The organism is Pseudomonas sp. Colony2 (assembly GCF_019382755.1).
In the GTDB taxonomy this organism is placed as follows: Bacteria; Pseudomonadota; Gammaproteobacteria; order Pseudomonadales; family Pseudomonadaceae; genus Aquipseudomonas.
In genome coordinates, this window is the sequence record NZ_CP080030.1 from 1365952 (window position 1) to 1377427 (window position 11476).

Sequence of the window (11476 nt, forward strand, 5' to 3'; positions counted from 1 at the left end):
CAGGATCACTATGCCGGCTTCATTCGTTCACCTGCGCCTGCACACTGAATACTCCCTGGTCGACGGCCTGGTACGGATCAAACCCCTGGTCAAAACGCTGGTGGGCATGAACATGCCTGCCGTGGCGGTGACCGACCAGAACAACATGTGTTCCCTGGTCAAGTTCTACAAGGCCGCCATGGGCGCCGGCATCAAGCCGATCTGCGGTGCCGACCTGTGGCTGTCGAACAAGGACCCGGATAACCCACTGAGCCGCATCAGCCTGTTGGCGATGAACGGCGTGGGTTATCGCAACCTCACCGAACTGATTTCCCGTGGCTTTATCGATGGCCAGCGCAATGGCTCGATCATCATCGAGCGCGAGTGGGTGGCCGAAGCCAGCGAAGGGCTGATCATGCTCTCGGCGGCCAAAGAGGGTGAAATCGGTATCGCGCTGTTGGGCGGCAATCCTCATGAGGCTGAAGTGCTCGCCCGTGAGTGGATGGAGGTGTTCCCCAACCGTTTCTACCTGGAAATCCAGCGCACCAACCGCCCCAACGATGAAGAGCAGTTGCACGCCGCTGTGGCCCTGGCTGAAAAGCTTGGCGCGCCGCTGGTGGCGACCAACGATGTGCGCTTTATCAAGAAGGAAGACTTCGAGGCCCACGAAACCCGCGTATGCATCGGCGAAGGCCGGGCGTTGGACGATCCGCGCCGCTCGAAAAACTACAGCGAAGAGCAGTACCTCAAAAGCGCCGATGAAATGGCCGAGCTGTTCAGTGACCTGCCCGAGGCCCTGGAAAACTCCGTCGAAATTGCCAAGCGCTGCAATATTGAAGTGAAGCTGGGCAAGCACTTCCTGCCCAACTTCCCGATTCCCGATGGCATGACCATCGACGAGTATTTCCGCAAGGTCTCGTTCGACGGTTTGGAGGAACGCCTGAGCGTCCTGCTGCCCAAGGACACCACTGAAGATTATGAAGCCAAGCGCCAGGTCTACGTCGACCGCCTGAATTTCGAGCTGGATATCATTATCCAGATGGGGTTCCCCGGTTACTTCCTGATCGTAATGGACTTTATCCAGTGGGCCAAAAGCAACGGCGTGCCGGTGGGGCCTGGCCGTGGATCGGGTGCTGGGTCGCTGGTGGCCTATGTGCAGAAGATCACCGACCTCGACCCGCTGGAATACGACCTGCTGTTCGAACGTTTCCTTAACCCGGAACGGGTATCGATGCCCGACTTCGACGTCGACTTCTGCATGGATGGTCGCGACCGGGTTATTGAGTACGTGGCCGAGAAATACGGGCGCAACGCAGTAAGCCAGATCATCACCTTCGGTTCCATGGCGGCGAAAGCGGTAATTCGCGACGTGGCCCGGGTACAGGGCAAGTCCTACGGCCTGGCTGACCGCCTGTCGAAGATGATTCCGTTTGAAGTCGGCATGACCCTGGAAAAAGCCTACGAGCAGGAAGAAATCCTGCGGGACTTCATCAAGGTCGATGAAGAAGCGGCTGAAATCTGGGACATGGCGCGCAAGCTCGAAGGCGTGGTGCGTAACGTCGGTAAACACGCCGGTGGTGTAGTAATCGCGCCTACCAAGCTGACCGACTTTTCGCCGATCTATTGCGACGAAGAAGGCGACGGCCTGGTAACCCAGTTCGACAAGGACGACGTGGAGGCGGCCGGCCTGGTGAAGTTCGACTTCCTCGGCCTGCGTACCCTGACGATCATCGACTGGGCGCTGAAGACCATCAACCGCGACCGCGCCAAGGTCAATGAGCCACCGCTGGATATCGCGTTTATCCCGCTGGATGACAAGCCGACCTACAGCCTGCTGCAAAAAGCCGAAACCACGGCCGTGTTCCAGCTTGAATCCCGCGGCATGAAAGAGCTGATCAAAAAGCTCAAGCCCGACTGCCTGGAAGACTTGATCGCACTGGTGGCCCTGTTCCGTCCGGGCCCGCTGCAGTCAGGCATGGTGGATGACTTCATCAATCGTAAGCACGGGCGTGCCGAGCTGGCTTACCCGCACTCCGACTACCAGTACGAAGGTCTCAAGCCGGTACTGGCACCGACCTACGGCATCATCCTGTATCAAGAACAGGTGATGCAGATTGCCCAGGTCATGGCCGGCTACACCCTTGGCGGTGCGGACATGCTGCGTCGAGCCATGGGTAAGAAAAAGCCCGAGGAAATGGCCAAGCAGCGCGGTGGCTTCATTGAAGGTTGCGCCACCAACAACATCGATGCCGACCTGGCCGGTAACATCTTCGACCTGGTGGAAAAGTTCGCCGGTTACGGCTTCAACAAATCCCACTCTGCCGCCTATGGCCTGGTGTCTTACCAGACTGCGTGGCTGAAGGCTCACTACCCGGCGCCGTTCATGGCGGCGGTACTGTCTGCGGATATGCACAACACCGACAAGGTCGTGACCTTGATCGAGGAAGTGCGCACCATGAAGCTGCGCCTCGACGCGCCGGACGTGAACACTTCCGAGTTCAAGTTCACGGTGAACGACGAAGGCCGCATCATCTATGGCCTCGGCGCGATCAAGGGCGTGGGCGAAGGTCCGGTGGAGGCGATTACCGAAGCGCGTCAGGACGGGCCGTTCAAGGACCTGTTCGATTTCTGCGCCCGGGTCGACCTCAAGCGCATCAACAAACGTACCCTGGATGGCTTGATCCGCAGCGGCGCCCTGGATCGCCTGGGCCCGTACTTCCATGATGAGCCGAAGGCGTACCAGGCCAATATCGACCGCAACCGCGCGGTATTGCTGACCGCCATGGAAGAAGCGATCAAGGCCGCCGAGCAGACCGCGCGCACCCACGACAGCGGCCACGCCGACCTGTTTGGCGGGCTGTTCGTCGAAGAAGATGCCGACGTCTACGCCAACCATCGCAAGGCCAAGGACCTGACCCTCAAGGAGCGCCTCAAGGGTGAGAAAGACACCCTGGGCCTGTACCTCACCGGTCACCCGATTGACGAATATGAAGGTGAAATCCGGCGTTTCGCCCGCCAGCGCATCATCGACCTGAAGCCGGCGCGGGATACCCAGACCGTCGCAGGCATGATCATCGCGCTGCGGGTGATGAAGAATAAAAAGGGCGACAAGATGGGTTTCATCACCCTAGACGACCGCTCGGGCCGGATCGAAGCCTCGCTGTTTGCCGATGCCTTCCATTCCGCCCAGTCGCTGTTGCAGACCGACGCGATGGTGGTGGTGGAAGGGGAGGTCAGCAACGACGACTTCTCCGGCGGCCTGCGCCTGCGGATCAAACGTGTGATGAGCATGGAAGATGCCCGCACCAACCTGGCCGAAAGCCTGCGCCTGAAGGTCAAGACCGATGCGCTCAAAGGTGATCAGCTACGCTGGTTGGGTGACTTGCTTAAACGCCACCGTGGCGCCTGCCCGGTGACCATGGAGTACACCGGCAACGACGCCAAGGCGATGTTGCAGTTTGGTGAGACGTGGCGAATTGACCCCGCCGATGGCTTGATTCAAGCATTGCGTGACCAGTTCGGGCGTGACAACGTCTTCCTCCAATACCGTTGACGGTCAGGCAGTACGAAGATCGCCTGATCTCGACCGAACATTTAATCTCGACCTAACCGCGCCTCTCCCTTAAGGTAGGGCGCGAATAGACAACCGGCTGGCCAGGCACTCCTTGGCCGTCGACCCAAGACGGACGCTTATGAACCCGAATTTTCTTGATTTCGAACAGCCGATCGCTGACCTGCAAGCCAAGATCGAAGAGCTGCGCCTGGTCGGCAATGACAATTCGCTGAATATCGGCGATGAAATCGCTCGCCTGCAAGACAAGAGCAGCACGCTTACCGAAGACATCTTCGGCAAGCTGACCAGCTGGCAGATCGCGCGCCTGGCCCGCCACCCGCGCCGTCCGTACACCCTGGACTACATCGACCATATCTTTACCGAGTTCGATGAGCTGCACGGCGACCGTCACTTCTCCGACGACGCCGCCATCGTGGGCGGTATCGCTCGCCTGGACGACCAGCCAGTGATGGTCATCGGTCACCAGAAAGGCCGTGAAGTGCGCGAGAAAGTCCGCCGCAACTTCGGCATGCCGCGCCCTGAAGGCTATCGCAAGGCCTGTCGCCTGATGGAAATGGCCGAGCGCTTCAAGATGCCGATCCTGACCTTCATCGACACCCCGGGCGCCTACCCGGGTATCGACGCTGAAGAGCGCAACCAGAGCGAAGCGATTGCCTGGAACCTGCGGGTAATGGCGCGCCTGAAGACGCCAATCATCGCTACCGTGATCGGCGAAGGCGGTTCCGGCGGCGCATTGGCGATTGGCGTCTGCGACCAGCTGAACATGCTGCAATATTCCACCTACGCGGTGATCTCGCCGGAAGGTTGCGCCTCGATCCTGTGGAAAACCGCCGAGAAGGCACCGGATGCCGCGGAAGCCATGGGCATCACTGCCGATCGCCTGAAAGGCCTGGGTATCGTGGATAAAGTGATCGCCGAGCCATTGGGCGGCGCCCACCGTGACCCGGCTGCCGCTGCCGCGACCATTCGTGCCGAACTCAGCTCGCAGCTGGCGATGCTCAAGAAGTTCGACAACGAGGCGCTGCTGGCCCGTCGTTACGAGCGCCTGATGAGCTACGGTCTCTAAGCCGACGCGTTACTAAATGTGGGAGCTGGCTTGTGTGGGAGCGGGCTTGCTCGCGAAGGCGGTGATTCAGTCAATATAGTTGGCGACTGACACACTGCATTCGCGAGCAAGCCCGCTCCCACATTTGCTTTGTGTATGCTGGTTATCGCATTCCAGATTGATGGCGTACTTTGCTATGAAGCCCACCTTAACCGCCAAGCTCCTGCAAATCCTCGCCCCCTGGCGCAACGCCCCGGCCTGGCACATCGCCTTCTCCGGCGGCCTCGACTCCACCGTCCTGCTGCACCTCCTGGCCACGCTGGCCAAAATCGACAAGCTCCCGCCACTCAGCGCTATCCATGTTCATCATGGGCTGCAAGCTGCGGCGGATGCGTGGCCGGCCCATTGCCAGTCCGTGTGCGACGCCTTGTGCGTGCCTCTGCGGGTGATCCGCGTGCAAGTGCAACAAGGTGCAAGCCTGGAGCGCGCGGCCCGTGAAGCGCGGTATCAGGCGTTTGCCGAGCTCACCGGGGCAGGGGAGTTGCTGGTCACGGGCCAGCACCGTGACGATCAGGCAGAAACCTTACTGTTTCGGCTGTTGCGTGGGGCTGGCGTGCGTGGCCTGGCGGCAATGCCCGCGCAGCGCCCTTTGGCAGATGGCTATCTGGTGCGACCCTTGCTGGATGTGTCTCGCGCCGAGCTTGAAGCCTACGCCCGTGAACATCAATTGACCTGGATCGAAGACCCGTCGAACGCTGATCCGCGTTTCTCCCGCAATTACCTGCGCCACCATGTTTTCCCACGCCTGACCGAACGTTGGCCCCAAGCCGTCAGCACCATGGCCCGCAGCGCCGAACATCTGAGCGAAGCCCACGGCTTGCTCGACGAACTGGCGCAGATGGACCTGCTGGCCGCCAGCCAGCACCCGGTGTTTCCCTGGCTGGCATTGCCTTCGCTGACCCTTGAACCGCTTGCCGCGCTCTCCGAGGCCCGCCAGCGCAACGCACTTAGGCACTGGCTGACACCGCTGACACGCTTGCCCGACAGCGACCACTGGACCGGCTGGGCGACCTTGCGCGACGCCAAACACGATGCACAGCCACTGTGGCGCCTGGCCGACGGTCAATTGCACCGTTGTGGTGGACTTATCTGGTGGTTACCTGCCAGTTGGTCGGAATTTTCTGACGCATCGGTGAGCTGGCCGCACCCGCAAAACCCACTACAGTTACCCGGTAACGGCCAAGTGCGCTTCAGCGGCAGTGCACCCGAAGGCCCCCTGAGCATCCGTTATCGCCAGGGCGGTGAAATCATGGAATTGCCAGGCCGGGGCCGGCGCGACCTGAAGCGTTTGCTTAACGAAAGTGCGGTACCAGGCTTCATCCGTGGCAGATTGCCGCTGCTGTATCAGGGTCAACAATTGCTGGCTGTGGCCAACCTGCCGGGGCTTGCGGCGGGTGGCGGTACCGGCTGGCAATTACATTGGATGCCACCAACCTGCGATCAAGGTTTGAGCTGATAGAGCCTTTCCGGTAGACTACGCTCCCTTCTTGATACAACTTCTGTGGATTCGCCTGAATCGCAGCAGTTGCCGATTACCAAGCAGTCTTTGCTGGGCGATTCCAAAAAATGTGTAGCGATCAACGTACCGGTGTTTCATTGCTGGTCTGTCACAACGCGGCGGTTTTTTTGAAAGGTGCACTGTGATTAATGCAGGTGATCGGGGGCTTCGGCCTTCCTTCGCTTTCCCCGGCGGCTCGGACCGCTTTAACGCAGACTTCTAGGGTTTTTCATGACGCGCTACATATTCGTCACGGGCGGTGTTGTTTCTTCATTGGGGAAAGGCATTGCCTCCGCTTCATTGGCGGCCATCCTGGAGGCGCGGGGACTTAAGGTCACCATGCTCAAGCTGGACCCGTACATCAACGTTGACCCGGGCACCATGAGCCCGTTCCAGCACGGTGAAGTGTTCGTCACCCACGACGGCGCCGAGACCGACCTGGACCTGGGCCACTACGAGCGGTTCATCCGCACGACCATGACCCAGAACAACAACTTCACCACCGGCCGTGTCTACGAGCACGTGCTGCGCAAGGAGCGCCGTGGTGACTACCTGGGTGCAACCATCCAGGTGATCCCGCACATCACCGACGAAATCAAGCGCCGCATCATCAAGGGTGCAGGCGATGCCGACGTGGCGATGGTCGAGATCGGTGGCACCGTGGGTGACATCGAATCCCAACCGTTCCTCGAAGCCATCCGCCAGTTGCGTTTCGAAGTCGGCGCCAAGCGCGCGATGCTGATGCACCTGACGCTGGTGCCGTACATCGCCACCGCCGGCGAAACCAAAACCAAGCCTACCCAGCACTCGGTCAAGGAACTGCGTTCCATCGGCCTGCAGCCGGACGTGCTGGTGTGCCGCTCCGACCACGCGATCGACATCGCGTCCCGTCGCAAGATCGCCCAGTTCACCAACGTTGAAGAACGTGCGGTAATCGCCCTGGAAGACGCCGACACCATCTACAAGATCCCGGGCATCCTGCATTCCCAGGGCCTGGATGATTTTGTCGTCGAGCGCTTCGGCCTGCAATGTGGCGGCGCCGATCTGTCCGAGTGGGAAGCCGTGGTCGACGCCAAGCTCAACCCTGAGCATGAAGTCACCATCGCCATGGTCGGCAAGTACATGGAGCTGCTGGATGCCTACAAGTCGCTGATCGAAGCGATGAGCCACGCGGGCATCAGCAACCGTACCAAGGTCAACCTGCGCTACATCGACTCCGAAGACATCGAGAACCAGGGCACCGCGCTGCTGGAAGGCGTTGATGCCATCCTGGTTCCGGGCGGCTTCGGTCTGCGTGGCGTGGAAGGCAAGATCACTGCCGTCCAGTACGCTCGTGAGAACAAGGTGCCGTACCTGGGTATCTGCCTGGGCATGCAAGTGGCGGTCATCGAGTTCGCCCGTAACGTAATGGGCTGGAAAGACGCCAACTCCACCGAGTTCGATCGCACCAGCGGCCATCCGGTCGTGGGCCTGATCACCGAGTGGGAAGATGCCACCGGCGCCGTCGAAACCCGTACCGAAGCCTCCGACCTGGGCGGCACCATGCGCCTCGGCGCGCAGGATTGCCTGCTGGAGCCGGGGTCCCTGGTTCACGATTGCTACGGCAAGGACGTGATTGTCGAGCGTCACCGTCACCGCTACGAAGTGAACAACAACCTGCTGCCGAAAATCATGGAAGCCGGCCTGAAAATCTCCGGTCGTTCCGGTGATGGCGCGCTGGTTGAAGTGGTTGAAGCACCGGATCATCCATGGTTCGTGGCTTGCCAGTTCCACCCGGAGTTCACCTCGACCCCGCGCGACGGTCACCCGTTGTTCAGCGGCTTCGTTAAAGCAGCACTGACGCAACATCAGAAGAAGGCGTAAACCTGATGGCCCAGAAGATCATTCGCGTAGGCGACATCGAGATTGCCAACGACAAGCCCATGGTGCTGTTCGGCGGCATGAACGTGCTGGAAAGCCGCGACATGGCGATGCAGGTCTGTGAAGAGTACGTGAAGGTGACCGAGAAACTCGGTATCCCCTACGTATTCAAGGCCAGCTTCGACAAGGCCAACCGTTCGTCCGTGACCTCCTACCGCGGCCCGGGCCTTGAAGAAGGCATGCGGATCTTCCAGGACATCAAGCAAGCCTTCGGCGTGCCGATCATCACCGACGTCCACGAGCCTGAGCAGGCAGCCGTGGTTGCCGAGGTGTGCGACATCATCCAGTTGCCGGCCTTCCTGTCGCGCCAGACCGACCTCGTGGTCGCGATGGCCAAGACCGGCGCTGTGATCAATATCAAGAAAGCCCAGTTCCTCGCGCCTCAGGAAATGAAACATATCCTGAACAAGTGCGTGGAAGCGGGTAACGACCAGTTGATCCTCTGCGAGCGTGGTTCGAGCTTCGGCTACAACAACCTCGTGGTGGACATGCTCGGTTTCGGCATCATGAAACAGTTCGAATACCCAGTGTTCTTCGACGTGACCCACGCGCTGCAAATGCCCGGTGGTCGCGCCGATTCCGCTGGCGGGCGCCGTGCCCAGGTACTGGACCTGGCCAAGGCCGGCATCAGCCAGTCCCTGGCAGGTTTGTTCCTGGAAGCCCACCCGGACCCGGACAACGCCAAGTGCGACGGCCCATGCGCCCTGCGCCTGGACAAGCTGGAGCCATTCCTGGCCCAGTTGAAGCAGTTGGACGACCTGGTCAAGAGTTTTCCGACGGTAGAGACCGCGTAAGCGCCATTTCTCCGGTAGACTTTCCCTCGCTTTACGCTCAGGCCCGCAGGCCTGAGCCTTGTCGCCTGCAAGCCTGCCCGTTGTTCCACCCTTGCGGTCGGTCAAAAGATTTCCTTCAGCTGCGTCGTTTTCGTCAACTTTGGAGTGTTTACAACAATGGCAAAAATCGTCGACATCAAAGGTCGTGAAGTTCTCGACTCCCGTGGCAACCCTACCGTCGAAGCCGACGTGCTTCTCGATAACGGCATCATCGGCAGCGCCTGCGCGCCGTCCGGTGCTTCCACAGGTTCCCGCGAAGCACTGGAACTGCGTGATGGCGACAAGAGCCGTTACCTGGGCAAGGGTGTACTCAAGGCGGTGGCCAACATCAATGGCCCGATCCGCGACCTGCTGCTGGGCAAGGATCCACTTGACCAGAAAGCCCTCGATCACGCGATGATCAAGCTCGACGGTACCGAAAACAAAGGCAGCCTGGGCGCCAACGCCATCCTCGCCGTGTCCCTGGCCGCTGCCAAGGCCGCTGCACAGGACCAGGACCTGCCGCTGTACGCCCACATCGCCAACCTGAACGGCACTCCGGGTGTCTACTCGATGCCGGTTCCGATGATGAACATCATCAACGGTGGCGAGCACGCTGATAACAACGTCGACATCCAGGAATTCATGGTGCAGCCGGTTGGCGCCAAGACCTTCTCCGAAGGCCTGCGCATGGGCACCGAGATTTTCCATCACCTCAAGGCTGTGCTGAAGGCCCGTGGCCTGAGCACTGCAGTGGGTGACGAAGGTGGTTTCGCGCCGAACCTGGCGTCCAACGAAGACGCACTGAAAGTGATCTCCGAAGCCGTGGCCAACGCTGGCTACAAGCTGGGCACCGACGTGACCCTGGCCTTGGACTGCGCGGCCAGCGAATTCTACGAAGACGGCAAGTACAACCTGTCCGGCGAAGGCCACGTCTTCACCTCGGAAGGTTTTGCTGACTACCTCAAGGGCCTGACCGAGCGCTACCCGATCATCTCGATCGAAGACGGCCTGGACGAGTCCGACTGGGCTGGCTGGAAAGTGTTGACCGACAAGATCGGCGAGAAGATCCAACTGGTGGGCGACGACCTGTTCGTGACCAACACCAAGATCCTGAAAGAAGGCATCGACAAAAAGATCGCCAACTCGATCCTGATCAAGTTCAACCAGATCGGCACCCTGACAGAAACCCTGGAAGCCATCCAGATGGCCAAGGCTGCGGGCTACACCGCCGTGATCTCCCACCGCTCCGGCGAAACCGAAGACTCGACCATTGCCGACCTGGCCGTGGGCACTTCGGCTGGGCAGATCAAGACCGGTTCCCTGTGCCGTTCCGACCGCGTTTCCAAGTACAACCAATTGCTGCGTATCGAAGAGCAACTGGGCGGCAAAGCCAAGTACAACGGTCGCAGCGAGTTTCGCGGCTGATTGTTAAATGGTAAAAGGTCAGCGGATTACGTCGGAAAAATCACGGCAGCGTGAATTTCGGCGCTAATCTCATGACTAACAAGCACAAGCCTGGTTTTTCCAGGCTTCGTGCTATCAGTTGCTGCAAAAGTTTTGCATGGCTGTCTTTTTTCACTGGATACCCGATATTCGATGCGCAGTCCCAATTGGTTGTTCCTCGTCTTGCTCTTGCTGCTGGCTGGCCTGCAGTACCGCCTTTGGGTGGGGAATGGCAGCTTGGCGCAGGTCACCGAACTGACCCAGCAAATTGCCGCACAGCACGCCGAAAACGAGGTGTTGCTGGAGCGCAATCGCGTGCTCGATGCCGAAGTACTTGAATTGAAAAAAGGCATGGAGACCGTTGAAGAGCGGGCTCGCCATGAGTTGGGCATGGTCAAGGAGGGCGAAACCCTCTACCAGTTGGCCCAATGAGCATTTCGTCACCGGCCTTCTGGGCCGTGATTCCTGCCGCGGGCGTGGGTGCCCGTATGGCCGCGGACCGTCCCAAGCAGTACTTGCAATTGGGTGGGCGCACTATTCTCGAACACAGCCTTGGCTGTTTCCTCGATCATCCGGGCCTCAAGGGGCTGGTGGTCAGCGTTGCGATGGATGACCCTTACTGGCCGACCCTGGCTTGCGCCACCGACCCACGCATTGTGCGCGTTGACGGCGGCGAAGAGCGCTCGGGTTCGGTGCTCAATGCCTTGCTTTACCTGCACGGCCAGGGCGCGAGCGATGACGATTGGGTGCTGGTGCATGACGCCGCCCGGCCGAACCTCAGCCGCGATGACCTGGACAAGTTGCTCTTTGAACTGGCCGACGACAGCGTGGGTGGGCTGCTGGCCGTGCCGGCGCGGGACACCCTCAAGCGCGCCGACAAGCACGGGCGCGTGTTGGAAACGGTTGATCGCACGCCGATCTGGCAGGCCTACACCCCGCAGATGTTCCACCTTGGCGCGCTGCACCGGGCCTTGGCCGACAGCCTGGTCTCGGACGTGGTCATCACCGACGAAGCCTCGGCCATGGAATGGGCCGGGCATGCGCCTCGCCTGATCGAAGGCCGTTCCGACAACCTCAAGGTCACGCGCCCGGAAGACCTTGAATGGCTGCGCCAGCGTCGGACTTTCCAGTCTTCCTGACGA

At 60.2% G+C, this 11476-nt stretch carries 8 protein-coding genes; all 8 read left to right on the plus strand.

Features of this window, described 5'->3' with window-relative positions; genetic code table 11:
• Nucleotides 1-10: 10 nt before the first annotated feature.
• Nucleotides 11-3532 (plus strand): DNA polymerase III subunit alpha, encoded by a 3522-nt coding sequence (dnaE, locus tag JV201_RS05705; RefSeq protein ID WP_177008896.1) that lies wholly within the window; start codon nt 11-13, stop codon nt 3530-3532.
• Between the two features lie 139 nt (nt 3533-3671).
• Nucleotides 3672-4619 (plus strand): acetyl-CoA carboxylase carboxyltransferase subunit alpha, encoded by a 948-nt coding sequence (locus JV201_RS05710; protein ID WP_003219302.1) that lies wholly within the window; start codon nt 3672-3674, stop codon nt 4617-4619.
• Between the two features lie 175 nt (nt 4620-4794).
• Nucleotides 4795-6114, plus strand: a complete 1320-nt coding sequence (gene tilS, locus JV201_RS05715; protein ID WP_219406615.1) for a tRNA lysidine(34) synthetase TilS — start codon at nt 4795-4797, stop codon at nt 6112-6114.
• A 273-nt stretch (nt 6115-6387) separates the two neighbouring features.
• Nucleotides 6388-8019: a CTP synthase gene (locus JV201_RS05720; RefSeq protein ID WP_003219298.1), complete on the plus strand. Its 1632-nt coding sequence runs from the start codon at nt 6388-6390 to the stop codon at nt 8017-8019.
• Between the two features lie 5 nt (nt 8020-8024).
• Entirely contained in the window at nt 8025-8870 is an 846-nt protein-coding gene (gene kdsA / locus JV201_RS05725) for a 3-deoxy-8-phosphooctulonate synthase (protein WP_003219295.1), read from the plus strand.
• Between the two features lie 156 nt (nt 8871-9026).
• Nucleotides 9027-10316 carry a phosphopyruvate hydratase gene (gene eno / locus JV201_RS05730; protein ID WP_003219294.1) on the plus strand — a complete coding sequence of 430 codons (1290 nt, stop codon included), beginning with the start codon at nt 9027-9029 and terminating at the stop codon, nt 10314-10316.
• Nucleotides 10317-10487: 171 nt separating this feature from the next.
• Nucleotides 10488-10766 carry a cell division protein FtsB gene (gene ftsB / locus JV201_RS05735; RefSeq protein ID WP_003219292.1) on the plus strand — a complete coding sequence of 93 codons (279 nt, stop codon included), beginning with the start codon at nt 10488-10490 and terminating at the stop codon, nt 10764-10766.
• The gene (gene ispD, locus JV201_RS05740; protein ID WP_003219291.1) at nt 10763-11473 is read left to right on the plus strand and encodes a 2-C-methyl-D-erythritol 4-phosphate cytidylyltransferase; all 711 of its coding nucleotides are present in this window, start codon (nt 10763-10765) and stop codon (nt 11471-11473) included. Before ftsB ends, ispD begins: the two co-directional genes overlap by 4 nt.
• The last annotated feature ends 3 nt before the right edge of the window (nt 11474-11476 follow it).

Coding starts and splice junctions, on each gene's coding strand:
- dnaE (WP_177008896.1), top strand. CDS start 11: ATGCCGGCTTCATTCGTTCACCTGCGCCTGCACACTGAATACTCCCTG.
- JV201_RS05710 (WP_003219302.1), top strand. CDS start 3,672: ATGAACCCGAATTTTCTTGATTTCGAACAGCCGATCGCTGACCTGCAA.
- tilS (WP_219406615.1), top strand. CDS start 4,795: ATGAAGCCCACCTTAACCGCCAAGCTCCTGCAAATCCTCGCCCCCTGG.
- JV201_RS05720 (WP_003219298.1), top strand. CDS start 6,388: ATGACGCGCTACATATTCGTCACGGGCGGTGTTGTTTCTTCATTGGGG.
- kdsA (WP_003219295.1), top strand. CDS start 8,025: ATGGCCCAGAAGATCATTCGCGTAGGCGACATCGAGATTGCCAACGAC.
- eno (WP_003219294.1), top strand. CDS start 9,027: ATGGCAAAAATCGTCGACATCAAAGGTCGTGAAGTTCTCGACTCCCGT.
- ftsB (WP_003219292.1), top strand. CDS start 10,488: ATGCGCAGTCCCAATTGGTTGTTCCTCGTCTTGCTCTTGCTGCTGGCT.
- ispD (WP_003219291.1), top strand. CDS start 10,763: ATGAGCATTTCGTCACCGGCCTTCTGGGCCGTGATTCCTGCCGCGGGC.